Source organism: Hyphobacterium vulgare (assembly GCF_042643335.1).
Taxonomy (GTDB): domain Bacteria; phylum Pseudomonadota; class Alphaproteobacteria; order Caulobacterales; family Maricaulaceae; genus Hyphobacterium; species Hyphobacterium vulgare.
Genome location: NZ_JBHRSV010000002.1, coordinates 1 through 17,360 on the forward strand (window position 1 = coordinate 1; position 17,360 = coordinate 17,360).

The 17,360-nt window shown below is 65.8% G+C and carries 20 protein-coding genes and 1 tRNA gene; 13 read left to right on the forward strand and 8 right to left on the reverse strand.

The window, feature by feature from the left end; all coding sequences use genetic code 11:
• Positions 1 to 867: 867 nt before the first annotated feature.
• From ACFOOR_RS04020 to ACFOOR_RS04035, 4 genes are all read right to left on the reverse strand, one after another.
• Positions 868 to 1,077, reverse strand: coding sequence for a helix-turn-helix transcriptional regulator (locus ACFOOR_RS04020; RefSeq protein WP_343165103.1), 210 nt, complete (start codon positions 1,075 to 1,077; stop codon positions 868 to 870).
• A gap of 86 nt (positions 1,078 to 1,163) precedes the next feature.
• The gene (locus tag ACFOOR_RS04025) at positions 1,164 to 1,652 is read right to left on the reverse strand and encodes a hypothetical protein (protein ID WP_343165102.1); all 489 of its coding nucleotides are present in this window, start codon (positions 1,650 to 1,652) and stop codon (positions 1,164 to 1,166) included.
• 356 nt (positions 1,653 to 2,008) lie between these two features.
• Positions 2,009 to 2,085: transfer RNA gene (locus ACFOOR_RS04030), tRNA-Arg, on the reverse strand.
• A gap of 127 nt (positions 2,086 to 2,212) precedes the next feature.
• The gene (locus ACFOOR_RS04035) at positions 2,213 to 3,196 is read right to left on the reverse strand and encodes a P1 family peptidase (protein WP_343165101.1); all 984 of its coding nucleotides are present in this window, start codon (positions 3,194 to 3,196) and stop codon (positions 2,213 to 2,215) included.
• A gap of 69 nt (positions 3,197 to 3,265) precedes the next feature.
• Here ACFOOR_RS04035 and ggt point away from each other — a divergent pair, with 69 nt between their 5' ends.
• The gene (gene ggt, locus ACFOOR_RS04040) at positions 3,266 to 4,993 is read left to right on the forward strand and encodes a gamma-glutamyltransferase (protein ID WP_343165100.1); all 1,728 of its coding nucleotides are present in this window, start codon (positions 3,266 to 3,268) and stop codon (positions 4,991 to 4,993) included.
• Between the two features lie 57 nt (positions 4,994 to 5,050).
• Here the strand turns inward: ggt and ACFOOR_RS04045 are convergent, their stop codons facing one another.
• The 3 genes from ACFOOR_RS04045 to ACFOOR_RS04055 all read right to left on the reverse strand — a co-directional run bounded on the left by ACFOOR_RS04045 (position 5,051) and on the right by ACFOOR_RS04055 (position 8,137).
• Positions 5,051 to 5,398 carry an endonuclease domain-containing protein gene (locus tag ACFOOR_RS04045; protein ID WP_343165099.1) on the reverse strand — a complete coding sequence of 116 codons (348 nt, stop codon included), beginning with the start codon at positions 5,396 to 5,398 and terminating at the stop codon, positions 5,051 to 5,053.
• 714 nt (positions 5,399 to 6,112) lie between these two features.
• Entirely contained in the window at positions 6,113 to 6,625 is a 513-nt protein-coding gene (locus tag ACFOOR_RS04050) for an O-acetyl-ADP-ribose deacetylase (RefSeq protein ID WP_343165098.1), read from the reverse strand.
• A 66-nt stretch (positions 6,626 to 6,691) separates the two neighbouring features.
• Positions 6,692 to 8,137, reverse strand: coding sequence for a HAMP domain-containing sensor histidine kinase (locus ACFOOR_RS04055; RefSeq protein WP_343165097.1), 1,446 nt, complete (start codon positions 8,135 to 8,137; stop codon positions 6,692 to 6,694).
• A 127-nt stretch (positions 8,138 to 8,264) separates the two neighbouring features.
• Between ACFOOR_RS04055 and rpmH the strand changes: the two genes are divergently transcribed.
• The 10 genes from rpmH to ACFOOR_RS04105 all read left to right on the forward strand — a co-directional run bounded on the left by rpmH (position 8,265) and on the right by ACFOOR_RS04105 (position 15,056).
• On the forward strand, positions 8,265 to 8,399 hold the full coding sequence (gene rpmH, locus ACFOOR_RS04060) for a 50S ribosomal protein L34 (protein ID WP_236955547.1): 135 nt from the start codon (positions 8,265 to 8,267) through the stop codon (positions 8,397 to 8,399).
• 20 nt (positions 8,400 to 8,419) lie between these two features.
• Positions 8,420 to 8,809 carry a ribonuclease P protein component gene (gene rnpA / locus ACFOOR_RS04065; RefSeq protein WP_343165096.1) on the forward strand — a complete coding sequence of 130 codons (390 nt, stop codon included), beginning with the start codon at positions 8,420 to 8,422 and terminating at the stop codon, positions 8,807 to 8,809.
• Positions 8,799 to 10,577, forward strand: coding sequence for a membrane protein insertase YidC (gene yidC, locus ACFOOR_RS04070; protein WP_343165095.1), 1,779 nt, complete (start codon positions 8,799 to 8,801; stop codon positions 10,575 to 10,577). Before rnpA ends, yidC begins: the two co-directional genes overlap by 11 nt.
• Positions 10,574 to 11,218: a ribosome biogenesis GTP-binding protein YihA/YsxC gene (gene yihA / locus ACFOOR_RS04075; protein ID WP_380213897.1), complete on the forward strand. Its 645-nt coding sequence runs from the start codon at positions 10,574 to 10,576 to the stop codon at positions 11,216 to 11,218. The genes yidC and yihA overlap by 4 nt, the downstream gene beginning before the upstream one ends.
• A 9-nt stretch (positions 11,219 to 11,227) precedes the next feature.
• On the forward strand, positions 11,228 to 12,256 hold the full coding sequence (locus ACFOOR_RS04080) for a DUF1036 domain-containing protein (RefSeq protein ID WP_343165094.1): 1,029 nt from the start codon (positions 11,228 to 11,230) through the stop codon (positions 12,254 to 12,256).
• Positions 12,253 to 12,957 carry a pyrimidine 5'-nucleotidase gene (locus tag ACFOOR_RS04085; protein ID WP_343165093.1) on the forward strand — a complete coding sequence of 235 codons (705 nt, stop codon included), beginning with the start codon at positions 12,253 to 12,255 and terminating at the stop codon, positions 12,955 to 12,957. The genes ACFOOR_RS04080 and ACFOOR_RS04085 overlap by 4 nt, the downstream gene beginning before the upstream one ends.
• Before the next feature lie 5 nt (positions 12,958 to 12,962).
• Positions 12,963 to 13,784, forward strand: coding sequence for a 2,3,4,5-tetrahydropyridine-2,6-dicarboxylate N-succinyltransferase (gene dapD / locus ACFOOR_RS04090; protein WP_343165092.1), 822 nt, complete (start codon positions 12,963 to 12,965; stop codon positions 13,782 to 13,784).
• Between the two features lie 163 nt (positions 13,785 to 13,947).
• Positions 13,948 to 14,262 carry an autorepressor SdpR family transcription factor gene (locus ACFOOR_RS04095; protein ID WP_343165091.1) on the forward strand — a complete coding sequence of 105 codons (315 nt, stop codon included), beginning with the start codon at positions 13,948 to 13,950 and terminating at the stop codon, positions 14,260 to 14,262.
• On the forward strand, positions 14,259 to 14,846 hold the full coding sequence (locus tag ACFOOR_RS04100) for a hypothetical protein (protein WP_343165090.1): 588 nt from the start codon (positions 14,259 to 14,261) through the stop codon (positions 14,844 to 14,846). Before ACFOOR_RS04095 ends, ACFOOR_RS04100 begins: the two co-directional genes overlap by 4 nt.
• A 3-nt stretch (positions 14,847 to 14,849) precedes the next feature.
• Complete coding sequence (locus ACFOOR_RS04105) at positions 14,850 to 15,056, forward strand: hypothetical protein (protein WP_343165089.1); 207 nt, start codon at positions 14,850 to 14,852, stop codon at positions 15,054 to 15,056.
• Here the strand turns inward: ACFOOR_RS04105 and ACFOOR_RS04110 are convergent.
• Positions 15,050 to 15,517 (reverse strand): cupin domain-containing protein, encoded by a 468-nt coding sequence (locus ACFOOR_RS04110; protein ID WP_343165088.1) that lies wholly within the window; start codon positions 15,515 to 15,517, stop codon positions 15,050 to 15,052. The genes ACFOOR_RS04105 and ACFOOR_RS04110 overlap by 7 nt on opposite strands.
• A 57-nt stretch (positions 15,518 to 15,574) precedes the next feature.
• Between ACFOOR_RS04110 and dapE the strand changes: the two genes are divergently transcribed.
• A complete protein-coding gene (gene dapE / locus ACFOOR_RS04115) occupies positions 15,575 to 16,741 on the forward strand; it encodes a succinyl-diaminopimelate desuccinylase (RefSeq protein WP_343165087.1) in 1,167 nt (388 codons plus the stop codon).
• Entirely contained in the window at positions 16,738 to 17,334 is a 597-nt protein-coding gene (locus ACFOOR_RS04120) for a hypothetical protein (protein ID WP_343165086.1), read from the forward strand. The genes dapE and ACFOOR_RS04120 overlap by 4 nt, the downstream gene beginning before the upstream one ends.
• Positions 17,335 to 17,360: the final 26 nt, after the last annotated feature.

Sequence of the window (17,360 nt, forward strand, 5' to 3'; positions counted from 1 at the left end):
TACGCAATGGCTCCGCTCACCGGGCCTTGACCACCCATACCAACCCAGAAAGAAAGGCGAACAGACTCTACTAACTCACGGCCCGGATCAGGGGGCTGGGTCACCGATACGAGACACCCTTCGCCTAGCCAGATTTCAAAGCGGGCATTCGAAATCGCCGGCGCTTGAAACGCAGTCCGTTACCCCGATCGCCTTTAGTTCATGAGAAAAATCTTCGACCAACCGCAGGCCATGGTATCGGTCGACGGCGACAACAGAGGTATCTCGGAATGCACATCGTGCGAAAAATTCCCTGTAGGCCTGTTCACCAACAAGCGTCCTAAGTCGGCTTCGGACCTCCAAGAGCTCACCATTCGAAGCCGGTAGGCGCGGTCCATCGCTCTCATCCGGGTCGACTCCTTCGGCCGACGTGCTTGGTGTTGGAGAGTTGACCGTGTGCGCACACTGAGCACTCTCCTCCTTCTTATTTATACCTTCTCTATTTCCTGTCGTGCCGTGCCGCACAGGCTGGTGCGTCGTGGCTTCAACACCCCCTGTCGCATTTTGCCGTTGTTTTGATATCACCAATGCTTCCAGGTACGTTCGCTTGAATGGAATTGTGTACTCATTCGAGGTTTGGGCACCCGACTTGCGAGCCCGACGCACCACGTCGACCCAACCACATTGCTCGACATGTACGAGTGAGCGGCAAACTGTTCCTCTCGTCAGGCCGCACACTTTAGCGACGGAGCTGTGAGACGGCATCGCCTTGCCGGTCTTCAAGTTAGCGAACGTACCAAGCGCATTCAGCACGCGGATGTGGGCTGGCTTGATCCTTGGATCTTGGAAAATGCCAGCCGGAATTGCTGCGATGTAGCCCATGATCGCTTACCGATTTGCCGGCCGGGTTTCAGACGTACTTCTTTGCAGGCGCTCTTCGAGCCACGCGTCCAAGCTATCGACGCGATACCGAACGGCACGTCCAAGTTTGAAATATTCGGGGCCGGTACCATCGACACGCCACTTTGCCAGCGAAATCTCGGCTAAGTTCAAGTAGCGAGCCGCTTGCTTCGGAGTTAGCAGGAAATCAGGGGTCATGTTGGCTTCCTTGGAGGCAGGATTTCATTGACCCGACCGACCCTCCACGGAAAATCGCCGCTTGTGGTGTACCTGTTTTCCTGTCGCTATATCGCCTGACGTTGCTCGAGTATTCCGATGATTTCAGAGTAACTTAGCTTTCTGGCGGCATCGCAGTTTTCCCGGACGTACCGTGCGATTTCGGCATGAAGGTGCACGGTTTGCACGCTTTCACCACTGAGAAACGCCCTCGCCGAGCGGACAATTGCGTCATTCCGCTCGATAGTCTCCGGCCGGATCTCGCGTCGGTTGATCGCATCAGCATCGAGCCTTCGTTCAACAATAAAGCGACCATGAGCGGAAAATATTAATTCATCGAGTTTCGAAATCGCGCTTGCCATCTCGACGGCAAAATAGGCAGTCGCGCTGAAATCGCGTTTGATAAACGCGCCAAGAAAATAATATGACGAAACGTGAAAGTACTTGACCGCTCGCGAGGCGGCTTGATGACGTTCTCGCTCGGCTTGAACGCCATAAGCTTCTTTGCGGCTGGGAATAATGAAGGCGTCAAAATCTTCGAGCCAAAGCTCAGCCAATCCGACTGCTTTTTCCTGAATTTCGAGTTTCCGTACGAACGCGTTCAGCGCAACGTTCGGTTTTCTTCTCTTTTTAATATAGCGTAGGATTCGGGATAGGGGTGCGCGGAGACGAGCCTGCCCAGATAGGACGTGCCGCTCTTCTGGAACGTACTGCCACATAGCGAACGATTCATAGACGACCTGAGCGCCGTTTCGAAATTCGGGACTGGCTCGCTTATGTTCGAACGTCATCCGAAAACGATAGAGATCGACTGGGAAGTTGCAACTTTTCGCAGTTCGCAGATCGGTGCGCCCATGGTGCGCCCTCGGTGAAATTCACCGCGCTCTGAAATCCGCTATCTTCTTGAAAAATATGGCGCGCCCGAAAGGATTCGAACCTCTGACCCCCAGATTCGTAGTCTGGTGCTCTATCCAGCTGAGCTACGGGCGCTTGCCGTTCCGGCGCGGGGGCAGGCCCCTGCGCGAGAGGCGCGGAAACTAGCCGCGCTTTCCGGCGATGGCAAGGCCGGGCGGCGGGCTTGTGCAGCGCCTGTTTGCAGCGCCCGGAAAGCCCCGGATCAGCCCGCCTTGCGGGCTTCGTACACGCCCCGCGCAATGGCCCGGGCGAGCGTGTCGGCGGCCAGCGAACCAAGCCGCGACACGGACAGCGCCGCCGGTTCGGGAAGCAGCACGCGACCCGTCGACATCACGAACACCGTGTCGCCGTCGAACGGCGTGTGCGAGGGGCGGATCGCCCGCGCCAGCCCGCCCTGCGCCATCACCGCGATGCGCTGTGCCTGCGCCGGGGTCAGCGCCGCATCGGTGGCGATGCAGGCGATCGTCGTGTTCTGCCCCGCGCCGGGATTGATCTTTGCCGCGCCCCAGTCCTCGCCCGGTGCCGCGCCGGCCGGGATGGCCTGCCCGCCGAATTCACCGTTCAGCTCGAAGGGCGATGCCCAGTAGGCCTCAGTCCCGGGGACAAGGACCGAGCCGAAGGAATTGACCGCCACGATCGCCCCGACCGTGATCCCGTCGGCGGTGACATAGGAGGCCGACCCCAGACCGCCCGTCACCGCACCGGCCCTGGCACCATAGCCGGCCCCGGCCCGCCCGAGGACAAAGTCCTCGCCGACTTGGTCGAGCGCGGAGCGGGCCAGTGTCCGGTAGGGCGGATCCTCGCCCCAGGCCTTGCTGCCGCCATTGTTGAGATCGTAGAGGATCGCCGCCGGCACGACGGGCGACACCGGAATGGAAGGGTCGTCGAACACCACATAGCCGCGCCGTTTCGCCCCCAGTGCCGCGGCCACCGCATCGCCCGCGGCCAGCCCCCAGGACGACCCGCCCGACAACACCACGGCATCGACGGCATCGACCAGCGTGTGCGGGGCCAGCGCGTCGGTTTCCCTTGTGCCCGGCCCGCCGCCGCGCACATCGACGGCGCAGACCGCGCGGTCATCGGGCAGGATCACCGTCACCCCGGTGCGCACGGCCGCGTCCTCGGCCTGGCCGATCTTCACCCCCGCCACATCGGTGATCAGATTGCGTTTGCCCGGTCCCGCCATGTCTCGCCTCTTCCGCTCGATCATTCCGGCGCTATGGTGACCGTCACTTCGAAAGGGACAAGTCTCTCCATGCGTTTTCTGCCGATTTTCGCCGCCCTTGCCCTCGCGGCCTGTTCCTCCATGCCGATGCTGGCGCAGGAAGCGCCCGCGCCTGAAGCGGCGGCCCGGGCCTCTGCCCGCCCGCAAATGGTGTCTGCCGCGAACCCCTATGCCGTCGAGGCCGGGCTGGCGGTGCTGAATGCAGGCGGCAGCGCGGTCGACGCGGCCATCGCGGTGGAGACCGTCCTCTCCATGGTCGAGCCGCAATCGAGCGGGCTTGGCGGCGGCGCCTTCCTGACCTTTTTCGATGGCGAGACCGGTGAGATCACCGTCTATGACGGGCGCGAAACCGCCCCGATGAGCGCTGCGCCCGACCGCTTCACCGGCCCGGACGGTCAGCCGCTCGGCTTCCTTCAGGCCGCAACGAGCGGCCGCGCCGTCGGCGTGCCCGGCCTCGTCGCCATGCTGGCCCTGGCGCACGAGGATCACGGCCGCCTCGATTGGGCGGAGAATTTTACCCCCGCCATCACCCTCGCCGAGGCCGGCTTCGAAGTCTCGCCGCGCATGCAGGGCATGATCGCGGCGATGCAGCTGCGCAGCCTGCCCTTCGCCGAGCGTCCGTCGACGCGGGCGCATTACTATCTGCCGGACGGCTCGCCCCTGCCCGTGGGTCATGTCCTGCGCAATCCCGAATACGCCGACACGCTGCGCGCCGTCGCCGCCGACTGGCGCAATTTCTACGAAGGCGAGATCGCCGAAGCGATCGTCGCGGCGGTCAATGCCGACGCCCTGCCCGGCGGCATGACGCTGGAGGATTTGAGCGGCTACGAAGCGATCCGCCGCGACGCGATCTGCCGCGCCTACCGCGTCTGGCGCGTCTGCGGCGCGCCGCCCCCGGCCTCGGGCGGTGTGACGGTGAACGAACTGCTCGCCCTGCTCGAACCCTATGACATGAGCGAGACCGGCCCCGATACGCTCGAAGGCTGGCGCCGCTTCATCGAGGCGAGCCGCCTCGCCTATGCCGACCGCGACGCCTATATCGGCGACCCGGCCTTCGCCGACATCCCGGTCGCCGGCCTGCTCGATGCCGGCTATCTCGCCGAGCGCGCCGCGCTGATCGACCGCGAGACCGCCATCCCCGTCGCCCTGCCCGGCACGCCGCCGGGCGTCGATGCGCCCCAGCCCGACGCGACCGCCGAACCCGGCGGCACCACGCATTTCGTCATCGTCGACCAATGGGGCAATGTCGTCTCGATGACCGCGACAGTGGAATCCGTCTTCGGCAATCAGCGCATGGTCGGCGGCTTCCTCCTCAACAACCAGCTGACCGACTTCTCCTTCATTGCGCATGACGAGGCGGGAAACCTGGTCCCCAACGCGGTCGCGGGCGGCAAGCGCCCCCGCTCCTCCATGTCGCCGACCATCGTTCTGGACGCCGACGGGGACTTCTATCTCGCCACTGGCTCACCGGGGGGAAGCTCGATCATTGCCTATGTCGCCAAATCCCTCGTCGGCATGCTCGACTGGGGCCTGACCCCCGCCGAGGCGATCGCCCTGCCGAATGTCGTGGCGCGCGGCGACATCATCCGCATCGAGGACAGCTTCCCGGCCGAACTCGCCGCGGGTCTCGCCGACCTCGGTTTCACGCTCGACGCCAACCGCACGGAAAACTCCGGCCTCCACGCCGTCATCGTCCAGCCGGACGGCAGTCTCCTCGGCGGCGCCGACCCGCGGCGTGAAGGCGTGGTGGGGGAGTAGGCGGGCGCCAACTCCACTCCCTCTCCCTGCAGGGAGAGGGCTGGGGTGAGGGGTCTTTCAATCGCCAGCGGGCGGTGTGCGCAGCGCTTCGGCGATGACTGTCCATACGCCTTCGGGATTGGTCAGGATCTCGTTGTTCCAGAAGCGCAGCACGCGCCACCCGGCGGCCTCCAGCGCCTGCGTGCGCACGATGTCTGCGGGATCCCCATTGTGTTGCCCGCCATCGGCCTCGACGATCAGCCGTGCAGCAAAGCAGGCGAAGTCGGCGATATAGCCCTCGACCGGTTGCTGCCGGCGGAATTTGAAGCCGAGCGGCCGGGCACGAAGCATCCCCCACAGCTTCCATTCCGCATCAGTCATGTTGCGGCGGAGCGTGCGCGCCAGCGGTGTCAGCTTCTCGGGCATCGGCGTCCTTTACGAAGACCCCTCACCCTAACCCTCTCCCTGCAGGGAGAGGGAATTATGTTGGCGCGAAATGGAGCGCAGCCGTGGACGACGCGCCGACGCGACTCCCTCTCCCTTGAGGGAGAGGGCTGGGGTGAGGGGGGAAAGGAAACACCACCACCCCCGCCAGCATGTCGCCGCGGAGCGTGAGGAGAGGAAGGGGTGCGCGGGAGGCAAGCTCGCGAACCGATGGCAATTTTTTGTGGGTGGCCCGCAGAGGCCTCCCGCGCAGTGATGTTTTCTCGGCCGGTCCGGGCGTCTTACGGCACAGCCGGTTTTCGCCAGCCTCGCCGGACCCGTTCCCGCGCCGCGCCCGATACGCTGGGTCTGGCCGGGGCCTCGCGGCGGGTTTCCGGTGGATGTCTCCCTAGGCCGTCTTTCAGGCTTCGGGCCTCCCGAACCCTCGCTCCGCTGCCGGTCCTGCGGGATATCCCGGTCCCCCCGCGCTTTCGCTGCCAGGGGCTACGTTCCGGCCGCTCTTTCACCTGTCCGGTTCGTCTCGCCGGTCAGGCTCGAGGCATCACCCCCCGCCGCCACGACCCGGGACGACTGCAGACCGCCCCCTTCCCGCACGGCGAGGTAGGAGGAGTATGGGGCGGGGGAGGATGGGTGGGGATAAGCGTTTTTCCTTCTCCCTTCAGGGAGAAGGTGGCCCGGAGGGCCGGATGAGGGGTCTTATCGCGCCTTCAGTGCGGCTTCGTGCGCCCGCACTGACCGGCTGCCCATACACGCAAAGACGATGTCTTCAACGTGCGTGAGCGTCTCGGCCACCGATCGCACGCTCTCGACAGCAATGCGTGCGGCCTCCTCGACGGGATAGCCGTAAGCGCCTGTCGAAATGGCAGGAAAGGCGATCGATCGCAGCCGGTTTTCCTCTGCGAGCCGCAACGAATTCACGTAACAGGCTGCGAGCAGTTCCGCTTCTCCGGAGTCTCCACCTTTCCAGACCGGGCCCACCGTGTGGATGACGAAGCGGGCCTTAAGACCATGCCCTCCCGTGATCTTAGCCGCGCCGGTCTCGCACCCGCCCAAGGCACGACACTCCTCCTTGAGGCACGGCCCGGCGGCCCGGTGAATGACACCGTCCACGCCGCCACCCCCAAGCAGGCTTCGATTGGCAGCATTCACGATCGCATCGACATCGAGGTCGACGATACTGCCGGGAAAAATGCGAAGTTCTGCGCTCATCACACCCTGCGGGGAAGACCCCTCACCCTAACCCTCTCCCTGCAGGGAGAGGGAATCATGTTGGCGCTAACCCCCCAACCGCACCCCGAACACCGTCCCGTCCAGCCCGGTCGAGACCAGTTCGAGATCGCCGCCATTGGCGCGGGCGAGCTCGCGGGCGGTGGCGAGGCCCAGGCCCGTCCCGTCCTTGCGCGATGTGCCCGAGAAGGGCTGGAACAGCTTATCCCTCACCTTCTCCGGTATGCCCGCCCCGGTATCGGCGACGAGGATTGTGACGCTGCCGCCTTCCGCCTCCCCCTCCGCCAGTGAGACGGTGAGGCAGCAACCCTCTTCCCCCATCGCCTGCAGCGCATTGCGGAACAGGTTGAGGAAGATGCGGTGGACATGGTCCGGGTCCGCCGTGACGGTCAGCCCCACCGGGAGCGCGTTCGTCCAGTCCGCCTGGCCTTCGGACAGGAAGGCGTCGGCGGCGGCTTCCTCCACCGCGGCGTGGATATCCACCGCCTGCGGCACGGGCGGGGCTTCCTCCGACCGGCCGAATTTCAGCGTCTCCTCGCACAGTCTTATGCCGCGCCCGATCGCCCGCACCAGCCGCTCGCCCTGGCGGCGCACCCGCGCATCCTCGCTGGAGGCGAGACTGTCGGAGACGAGCTGCGCGCTGGACAGCACATTCCGGAGGTCGTGATTGATCTTGGCGATGGCGGCGCCGAGCGCGGCGAGCCGCTCGCGCTGCTTGAAGGCCTGGCGGATATCGTCCTGCATCGCCGACAGCGCCACTTCAGCCTGGCCGATCTCGTCGCGGCGGCCGGACGGGCGGATCGCCTTCGCCGGGTTTTCCGGGTCGCGCTGGAAGCGCGCCATCTCCGCCGACAGCCGCCGCATCGGCCGCACGAACATGTAGAACAGCGTGACATAGATCAGCGCCCCGGTGACGACCGCGATGAAGGCGGAGAGCCAGAACAGGCCGGCGGAATAATTGAGGAGTTCGCGCTTCAGGGGCGCTTCGGGCACGATCACGTCGAGGATCACGTCCGGCCGGCTCATCGGCGAATCGACAATTCTGAGATAGCGCCCCTCCGGTGCGAGGAATGTGGCCGCCGTCTGCACGATGTCGTCGAGCCAGTTGAGCTCGCTGCTGTCGACATTGACCAGCGTGCCGGCGATCGGCCCGCCATAGAGGACGAGCTCGTTCCTCCCGTCGATCACCCGGGCCACGGCGACCGCGTCGGCCCCGGACAGGAGGTCGCGCACTTCCATCTCGCCCAGCGCCCCGGTTCGCGCCACGTCGGCGGACAGCGCCGCGATGTGGGCGGCCTGGATCCGTTCCACCATCCAGGACGAGCGGAAGGCCGAGGCCAGCGGCAGGAAGATCACCATCTGCGCCAGCATCACATAGACGATTATGAACAGGAGAAGGCGTCCGGGCAGGCTGAAAAGCGCTGCCCGTCCAAAGGCGCGGGCGAGGGCGAACCGCCCCGGCCCCGCTCTGGAGTCATTCCTGCTTTCGCTCATCACCCCGTCATGTCCGCGCATAGCGTGCGCCCGCGTGTGCGGCAAGGCGGCGAACACGCCTTGACGGGCGGATGGCCAGCGCGTATTGACCCCGCCTCTTTTGAATACCTCCCGATGGAGCGCGCCCGTGAAACGTACATTCCAACCGTCCAAGCTTGTCCGCAAGCGCCGGCACGGCTTCCGCGCGCGCATGGCGACGAAGGCTGGCCGTCAGGTTCTGGCCCGCCGCCGCGCGAAAGGCCGCAAGCGGCTTTCGGCCTGATCGAAGCCCGTGCAGACAGAATGGCTGTCGGCCACCTCACGGTGCGCCGGCAGTTTCTGTTTGTGGCCCAAGGCCTTAAGGCCGCCCGACCCGCCGCAGTCATCCAGGCCCGCACTGGCGAATGCCCTGCAGGCGAGATCCGCGCCGGCTTCACCGCGACGAAAAAAGTCGGCGGCGCGGTGGTCCGCAACCGCGCGAAACGCCGCCTGCGCGAGGCGGCGCGCGCACTTCTGCCCCTTCATGGCGTGCCCGGGACAGACTATGTGTTCGTGGCACGACAGCAAACGGCAGCGCGCGACTGGTCACTTTTGCTTGAAGATGTAAAAAGCGCGCTCGAACAGCTTGCCCCCGCACTCCGCGGCGGGCCTTCGGGATCAGAGAAGACGGGGACCGGCGCCGATGGGCGATAATCGCAACATGTTCATCGCGATCGGCGTATCGCTGGTCTTCATCGTCCTCTACCAGGTCTTCGTCCTGGGTCCGGCCTCGGAACGCCGCCAGGCCGCGCAGGAAGCCGCCCGCGTCGAACAGGAAGCGGAACTGGCCAACCCGACCATCGGCGATGATGGCAGCGTGACGGGTGCGCTGACCCGCGAACAGGCGCTCGCCGCCGAAACCCGCATCGCGATCGACGGCACCGGCGTGTCCGGCTCGCTGTCGCTGACCGGCGCGCGCATCGACGATCTCCGCCTGCTGCGCCATGACACTTCGGTCGATGACGATTCGCCGGTCGTGCTGCTCAACCCGCGCGGCGCCCCGGGCGCCCTGTTCGCGCAGGACGGCTGGTCCGCTGCCGGCGACGGCCCGACCGACACCCCCGGCAACACCAGCGAGTGGACGCTGGTCGAGGGCCGCACGCTGACCCCGGACACGCCGGTCACGCTCGAATACCGCGGCAGCGACGGCCTCGTCTTCCGCCGCGTGATCGAGATCGACGAGAACTACATGTTCACGCTGACCGACACGGTGGAGAACACCGCCGGCAGCGCCGCCACCCTGTCGCGCTACGGCATGGTGCGCCAGACCGGCATCCCCGAGGACTTCACCAACTTCTTCATCCTGCACGAAGGCCCGGTCGGCATCGTCGGCGGCCAGCTGCGCGACGTGAAGTTCAACAACATGGACCCGGGCGACGAGGACAGCTGGACCGGCACCGGCGGCTGGGTCGGCATCACCACGAAGAACTGGCTGACCGCCGTCATCCCCGACCAGTCGGCGGAATACACCGGCACCTTCCAGCTGATCGAGCGCCAGGGCGACGACATCTTCCAGACCAGCTATCTGCTGCAGCCCGCGGAGCTTGCGCCGGGCGCGTCGATGACCTCGACCTCGCGGATTTTCGCCGGCGCGAAGAATGTCGACATCCTGCAGGCCTATGAGCGCGATCTCGGCATCGAACGCTTCGACATGGCGGTCGACTGGGGCATGTTCTGGTTCCTCACCCGGCCCTATTTCACCGTGCTGCACTGGCTGGCCCAGCTGTTCGGCCCGCCCTATGGCTTCGGCTTCGCCATTCTGGCCGTCACCGTCCTGGTGAAGCTGCTCTTCTTCCCGCTTGCCAACCGCTCCTATGCGTCGATGGCGAAGATGAAGAATCTACAGCCGAAGATGGAAGAAATCCGCAAGCAATATCCCGAGGACAAGCAGAAGCAGCAGCAGGAAATCATCCAGCTCTATCAGCGCGAGAAGGTGAACCCGATCGCCGGCTGTCTGCCCATCCTGTTGCAGATCCCGATCTTCTACGCCCTCTACAAGACGCTGTTCGTGACGCTGGAAATGCGCCACCAGCCCTTCCCCGGCTGGATTCAGGATCTGTCCGACCGCGACCCGACGAGCATCCTCAACCTGTTCGGCCTCCTGCCCTACGACCCGTCGGGAATCAGCTGGCTGGCCTTCCTGTCGATCGGCGCCTGGCCGATTCTGATGGGCTTCACGATGTGGGCGCAGCAATCGCTGAACCCGCCCCCGCCGGACCCGACGCAGCGGCGCATCTTCGCCTTCCTGCCGCTGCTCTTCACCTTCATGCTGGCGCCGTTCGCGGCCGGCCTGGTGATCTACTGGGCGTGGAACAACTTCCTGTCCGTGATCCAGCAATACGTGATCATGCGCCGGCAGGGCGTCGAGACGCAGTTCGACAAGCTGGTCAAGCGCCTGACCAGCCGCGGAGCCGAGAGCTGACCGGCGCGGCCGCCCCCGAAGAGGGACGTGGCCGCCAGCTCTTCGCGCGGCCCGTCACCTTCCTGACCGGTGCCGTCTCGATGGACGGCCTGCCGCCCGCCGACCTGCCCGAGGCGGCCTTCGCCGGGCGCTCGAATGTCGGCAAGTCGAGCCTGATCAACGCGCTCGCCAACCAGCGCCAGCTGGCCCGCGCCTCGGGCGAGCCCGGCCGCACGCGCGAACTGAACTTCTTCGATCTTGCCGGGGTGATCCGGCTTGTCGACTTGCCGGGCTATGGCTTTGCCAAGGCCCCGAAAAAGGCCGCCGAACGCTGGACCCGCCTGACATCGGACTTCCTGCGCGGCCGGCCGAATCTGAAGCGTGTCTTCCTGCTGATCGATTCCCGCCACGGTCTGAAGGCCAGCGACGAGGCGGTGATGAAGGATTTCGACATCGCCGCCGTCAGCTACCAGATCGTGCTGACCAAGATCGACAAGCTGAAGCCCGACGAAATCGAGGCGGTTGTCGCCGCGACGGCGAAGAAGATCGAGAAACGTCCGGCCGCCTTCCCGGTCATCATCGCCACCTCCTCGTCCAAGGGCGACGGAATCGATGAACTCCGCGATGCGGTCGCCGCTTTGGCGCCCGATTTCACCGGTTAGACTGGTGCCATGATCCGCATTCTGTTCGCCGCCCTTGTCGCCACCCTGCTTCTGCCGCTGTCGCGGGCGGAAGCCGCCGAACTGTGCAACGAGACCAGCTTCATCGCCCAGGTCGCCCTGGCCTGGCGCGAGGATGACCGCATCCTCGTCGAGGGCTGGACCCGGCTGCGCCCGGGCGAATGCGTCGAGGCCGGCCCGGACATTGATCCGGGCAGCGACGAACCCCTCCTCTTCTATGCCCGATCAAGCGCCGCCTATCTCGAAGGCGTGCGCGAATGGCGCGGACCGATCACGCTGTGCGTCGGCCCGTCCGACTTCGCGGTCGAGGGCATCACCGATTGCGAACCGCTCGGGCTGGAGCCGCGCGGCTTCATGCTGCTGGAAGGCGAACACCGCCAGCGCGCCGTCCTCATCGAACCCGCCGACTTCGGCGACCGGGCGCAGGAGGCCGGCACGCAGCGCCTGCTTCAGGCCGCCGGCTACGACATCCGCGCCATCGACGGGGTCGAAGGCCAGCGCACCTTCCGCGCCATTGCCAACTTCGTGCGCGATGCCGGCCTGCCGCGCACACCGGAACGCCCCGAACTGATCGATGCGATCGAGGCCGCCGCGATCAATCGCAATACGCGGCTCGGCCTGCGGATCTGCAACGACACGGATGAACGGGCCGCCGTCGCGATTGCCCGCCAGCGCGGCGATATCTGGGAATCGCGCGGCTGGTGGCGACTCGAACCGGGCTCCTGCACCCGGGCGATCGCCGCCCGGCTGGCTTCGGCCGATATCTGGTATTATGCTGAACTCTTGGGCGAGACCCGCCGCCCGCTGCTCGGCGGGACGGAGCGATTTTGCTTCGCGCCGTCACGCTTTTCCGCCGAGGGCCGTACCGCATGTGCGGCACGCGGCTATGCCGAGGCCGGGTTCGCGCGCATCGCCGAACCGGTCGAAGGCCTGTCCACCGTGACCCTGACGAACGGGAATTTCATCCCGCCGGTCGCCCTGCCCGACCATGTTCCGGCAGGTGGAGGAGGCAGCGAGTGACCGGTCCCGATCTCAGCCATATCTCGACCTGGGTCTTCGATCTCGACAACACGCTCTACCCCTCCGATGCCGAGGTGATGACGCAGGTCGACCGGCTGATGACCGACTATGTCGCAAAGCTGCTCGGCCTGCCGCACGACAAGGCGCGCGAGGTGCAGAAGCGTTACTGGCGCGAACACGGCACCACGCTGAACGGTCTGATGGCCAACGGCCAGGTGACCGACGCGCGCGACTTCCTCGATTTCGTCCACGACATCGATCTGGACGTCATCACACCGGACCCGGAACTGGCCGCGCGGATCACCGCCCTGCCCGGCCGCCGCCTCGTCTACACCAATGGTTCGCTGAAGCATGCCGAACGCGTCTGCGGCCGGCTCGGGATCAGCCATTGCTTCGACGATCTGTTCGATGTCGAGGCCGCCGGCTTCCAGCCCAAACCGCACCGCGCCGGCTTCGACCGCTTCACCGAACGCTTCGCGGTCCGTCCGGCCGAGGCGACCCTGTTCGAGGATTCGGTGCGCAATCTGAAGACCGCGCACGAACTCGGCTGGACGACCATCCTCGTCTGGCCGAAGCCCGGCCCGCGCGACGAGGAATGCGCCGAGCCCGGCCACCACCCCGATCACGTCCATCACGCCACCGACTGCCTGAGAACCTTCCTCGGCCAGGTGCGCACCGCCAACCATATCGCCGCGAAGTGACCGCCATGACCGAGCTGAAGTCCGTCATCGAGACCGCCTGGGACCATCGCGACGCGATCGACACGAATGATGCGGAATTGCGCGGCGCGGTGGAGCAAGCGCTCGGCCAGCTCGACAGCGGCCAGGCGCGTGTTGCCTCGCGCGAGGCGGACGGGTCCTGGACCGTGCATCAATGGCTGAAGAAGGCGGTGCTGCTGTCCTTCCGCCTCAACCCGATGGGGATCATCCCCGGCGGACCCGGCGGCGGCGTTTGGTGGGACAAGGTGCCCTCGAAATTCGAGGGCTGGACCGAGGCCGAGTTCAGGGCCGCCGGCTTCCGCGCCGTGCCGCCCTGTGCGGTCCGGCGCGGCGCCTATATCGCGCCGGGCGCGGTGCTGATGCCGTCCTACGTCAATATCGGCGCCCATGTCGGCGAAGGCGCGATGATCGACACCTGGGCGTCGATCGGTTCGTGCGCGCAGATCGGGAAGAATGTGCACGTCTCCGCGGGAGCGGGCATCGGCGGCGTACTTGAGCCGCTTCAGGCCAATCCGACCATCATCGAGGACGGCGCCTTCATCGGCGCGCGCTCCGAAGTGGTCGAGGGCGTGATCGTCCGGGAAGGCGCGGTGCTGGCCATGGGCGTCTTCATCTCGGCCTCGACCAAGATCGTCGACCGTTCGACCGGCGAGATCACCTATGGCGAAGTCCCGCCCTATGCCGTCGTCGTGCCCGGCAGCCTGCCCGACCCGAAAGGCGGCCCGTCGCTGAATTGTGCGGTGATCATCAAGCGCGTCGACGAAAAGACCCGCGCAAAGACGGCGGTCAACGAATTGCTGCGGGGGTGAACAACCCACCCTCCCCTTGAAGGGGAGGGACGCGAGCGGCTTGCTAACAGCAAGACAGGAGCGGGGTGGGGTGAGCGCGCAAACAAGACACCCCCACCCCGTCATTTAGTCAAACATCAAATCGTTCTTGACGTCATTTCGATGATTGGCTAATTGTCGATACATGAGCACGGTTTTCAAGGCCCTGTCCGACCCGACCCGCCGCAAGGTGCTGGAATTGTTGCGCCAGCGCCCGATGAGCGCCGGCGAGATCGCGGCGCATTTCGACGTGTCGAAGCCGACCATGTCGGCGCATTTCGCGGTGCTTCGCGAGGCCGACCTCGTCGCGTCGGAGAAGCAGGGCAAGACCGTGATCTACCAGATCAAGATGTCGGTGCTGGAAGACGCACTGCTCGGCTTCGCATCGATGTTCGGGTGGGAGCTGAAGGAAGGCGCATCGCCGCCGGCACCGCCCGCAGACAAGGAGGTGACGGAATGACCCGCACAGCCAACCGATTCCCCGTCTTCGCCGTGGCCCTGCTGGCCGCGACCCTGTCCGGTCTCAACTGGGCCGCCGATCCGGCGAATGCGCTCATCTGGGCCGGCGTACTGACCGCCGCGCTCGCCGCCCTGGCGGTCAACGCCTTCGCCTGGAACGGACAGACCGAAGCGGCGCGCGAACGTGACCGTAATCTGCGCCGCAGCCTGTTTCTCGGCCTGGGTCTTGTGTCCCTCGCGCTCGGTGTGGCTTTCGCCAACGCATTCGGCCTGGCCGGGGGCGCGGACAAGCGGGCGACCCTGGTCGGCATCGGCCTGATCCTCGCCATCACCGGGAATTATCTGCCCAAGACCGTGTTGCCGATCGCGGCGCAGGGCCGCAATCCGGCGCGCCGCGCCGCCGCCGAGCGCGTCACCGGCCGCATCTTCGTGCTGTGCGGTCTGGCCTTTGCGGTGGCCGCGCTGGCGGCCCCGTTCCAATACGTCACGCTGGCGACAGGGGCGTTCGGCCTCCTCGCCTTCCTGTCCGCGGTCTTCGCCTGGTTCTGGGTCGCGGGCGGTGGTCAACAGGCTCAGGAGGACTGACCCATGACGCGCGCATCCGGTATCCGCTTCGCGATCTTCCAGATCCTGATGGCCGTCTTCTTCGTCTCTGCCATCCTGATCGCCGACAATTTCTGGTCGGACACCGTCATCCAGTGGGCCGCCGTCGTCTACGTCATTGCCATGGGTCTCGTCTCGACCCTGTGGTTCATGGCGAAGATCAACGCCGTGAACGGCAATGACGCTCAATAGGGCGTGCCATCCTTGCGGGTGAAAGCCACCCGCCCCTCGTCCGGCGTGTTCGGCAGATGCAGGTCGATGTCGGAATAGTGGACCTCGTCCTCCAGCTCCCGCCGCGACCCGACGACGAGAAAGACCGCATCCCGGTCCGACCGGTTCTGCAGGTGATGCCCGTCCCCGTCGCCCGCCGGAAAGCCGGCGAAATCGCCGGGCCGCATGACGCTTTCACCGGAATCGGTCACCAGCACCGCCTCGCCTTCGATGAGGTAGACGAATTCGTCCTCGTGCGTGTGCCAATGGCGCTGCGAGGACCAGCTGCCCGGCGGCACGCGCACCAGATTGACCCCGTACTGGCTCAGACCGGCCGCCTCGCCGAGCTCCTGCCACTGCCGGGCCTGACAGGGCCGGTTGAAGGGCTCGGGATAGCCTGACCCGGATTTCACTTCGACATTGCTCAACGTCAGCCTGGCCATTGAATTTCCTCCCGCGCCGCGTATCGCTCTGACGCAACTGGCATTATGTATACCCTCATGTCCGATGCCGCATCGCTTTCCGACCCGATCCCGCTTGCCCGCGACCTGATCCGCGCGCCGTCCGTGACGCCGAAGGACGAAGGCGCGCTCGACCGACTGCAGGCCGCGCTTGAGACGCTCGGCTTTACCTGCCGGCGCTATCCGTTTGGCGAGGTCGATAATCTCTATGCAAGGCGCGGAACGGCCCGGCCGGTGATCGCTTTCGCCGGTCACACCGATGTCGTCCCCGCCGGCCGCGAGGCCGCCTGGACCAACCCGCCCTTCGAGGCGACGGTCCTCGACGACATGCTGTGGGGGCGTGGCGCGGCCGACATGAAGGGGGCCATCGCTGCCTTCACCGCCGCCATCGCCCGCTTCGACGCGGCGGGCGGGGACAGTGCCGGGTCGATCGCCTTCATCATCACGGGTGACGAGGAAGGCCCGGCTATAAACGGCACGAAACCGCTGCTGGAAGCGCTCCACGCCGAGGGCGAGCGATTCGACCACGTCATCGTCGGTGAACCGACCAATCCCCACACGATCGGCGACACAATCAAGATCGGCCGGCGCGGCAGCCTCAACGGCGTCATCACCGTGACCGGGCGGCAGGGTCATGTCGCCTATCCGGAAAAGGCGGAAAACCCCATCCCTGTCATGATGGACCTGCTCGCCCGGCTGAAAGCGCGCACGCTCGATAACGGCGCGCCGCACTTCCAGGCGAGCAATCTCGAAATCACCTCCATCGATGTCGGCAACACCGCGCACAACGTGATCCCGGAAAACGCGACGGCGAAGTTCAACATCCGGTTCAACACCGCGCATAGGGGCGACGATCTGAAACGCTGGATCGGGGACGAGGCGAAAGCCGCCGGGCTCGGCTGGACCGGCCGGATCGCGCTCGACCTCAAGGTCACCGGCGAAGCCTTCCTGTCGACGCCGGACTGGTTCACCGACCTGCTGTCCGATGCCGTCGAGGCCGAGACCGGCCGCCGCCCCGCCCGCACCACGGGCGGTGGCACGTCGGACGCGCGCTTCATCAAACACTATGCCGCGGTGTGCGAGTTCGGCCTGGTCGGCGCGACCATGCATCAGGTCGACGAACGCGTCCCGGTCGCCGATGTCGAGACGCTGACGCGCATCTATACGCGCCTCCTGGAGGGCTATCTGCGCGGGGGACGGGGATGATCCGCCTCCTCGCCGAAGCCGCCTTCGCCATGGCCGGAATCGGGCGGATTCTTCTGTTCCGGCCCGACTGGCAGGAGCGCTTCAACCTGACCGAGGCCGGTCTCTACCGCAGCTTCGGCGCCATTCTCATCGGCCTGCCCGTCTATGTGCTGATGCAGGTCTTCTTCGCCCGGCTGACCGCGGCGGCACCGGTCGACCTGCCGCTCTGGTACTACCTCCTCGATCTCGCCCGGCTGTGGCTGCTATTCCCGGTCGTTGCCGCCGTCGCGGTGTCGGTTACCGGCACCAAGCGCCATTTCGCCGCCTGGCTGACCGTGCGCAACTGGTCGGTTCTGGCGCAGACGCTTCTCGTCATGCTGATCGCGGCCAGCGCCGTCGCCGGCATCACCGACCAGACCTTCCTCGCCCTGTTCTTCGTGATCTTCTACCCGGCCTTCCTGACCGTGCTGCACCTGTCGATCGCCTTCGCCGTGCTCGACGGCCCGTGGCAGCGGGTCGCCGGCGCCGGCGTGATCGTGGTGCTGGCGGATTTCCTCAGCCGCGAGGGAATTCAGGCGCTGGCGCAGGCGATCGCCCTGGTAAATGCCTCTTGAGGCTGCATCGGTTGATGCAGTCCGGA

Bases quoted from the DNA above. Each gene is read 5' to 3' on its own strand.
- ACFOOR_RS04020 (WP_343165103.1), bottom strand. From the start codon at position 1,077: ATGACCCCTGATTTCCTGCTAACTCCGAAGCAAGCGGCTCGCTACTTG.
- ACFOOR_RS04035 (WP_343165101.1), bottom strand. From the start codon at position 3,196: ATGGCGGGACCGGGCAAACGCAATCTGATCACCGATGTGGCGGGGGTG.
- ggt (WP_343165100.1), top strand. From the start codon at position 3,266: ATGCGTTTTCTGCCGATTTTCGCCGCCCTTGCCCTCGCGGCCTGTTCC.
- ACFOOR_RS04045 (WP_343165099.1), bottom strand. From the start codon at position 5,398: ATGCCCGAGAAGCTGACACCGCTGGCGCGCACGCTCCGCCGCAACATG.
- ACFOOR_RS04050 (WP_343165098.1), bottom strand. From the start codon at position 6,625: ATGAGCGCAGAACTTCGCATTTTTCCCGGCAGTATCGTCGACCTCGAT.
- ACFOOR_RS04055 (WP_343165097.1), bottom strand. From the start codon at position 8,137: ATGAGCGAAAGCAGGAATGACTCCAGAGCGGGGCCGGGGCGGTTCGCC.
- rnpA (WP_343165096.1), top strand. From the start codon at position 8,420: ATGGCTGTCGGCCACCTCACGGTGCGCCGGCAGTTTCTGTTTGTGGCC.
- yidC (WP_343165095.1), top strand. From the start codon at position 8,799: ATGGGCGATAATCGCAACATGTTCATCGCGATCGGCGTATCGCTGGTC.
- ACFOOR_RS04080 (WP_343165094.1), top strand. From the start codon at position 11,228: ATGATCCGCATTCTGTTCGCCGCCCTTGTCGCCACCCTGCTTCTGCCG.
- dapD (WP_343165092.1), top strand. From the start codon at position 12,963: ATGACCGAGCTGAAGTCCGTCATCGAGACCGCCTGGGACCATCGCGAC.
- ACFOOR_RS04095 (WP_343165091.1), top strand. From the start codon at position 13,948: ATGAGCACGGTTTTCAAGGCCCTGTCCGACCCGACCCGCCGCAAGGTG.
- ACFOOR_RS04100 (WP_343165090.1), top strand. From the start codon at position 14,259: ATGACCCGCACAGCCAACCGATTCCCCGTCTTCGCCGTGGCCCTGCTG.
- ACFOOR_RS04105 (WP_343165089.1), top strand. From the start codon at position 14,850: ATGACGCGCGCATCCGGTATCCGCTTCGCGATCTTCCAGATCCTGATG.
- ACFOOR_RS04110 (WP_343165088.1), bottom strand. From the start codon at position 15,517: ATGGCCAGGCTGACGTTGAGCAATGTCGAAGTGAAATCCGGGTCAGGC.
- dapE (WP_343165087.1), top strand. From the start codon at position 15,575: ATGTCCGATGCCGCATCGCTTTCCGACCCGATCCCGCTTGCCCGCGAC.
- ACFOOR_RS04120 (WP_343165086.1), top strand. From the start codon at position 16,738: ATGATCCGCCTCCTCGCCGAAGCCGCCTTCGCCATGGCCGGAATCGGG.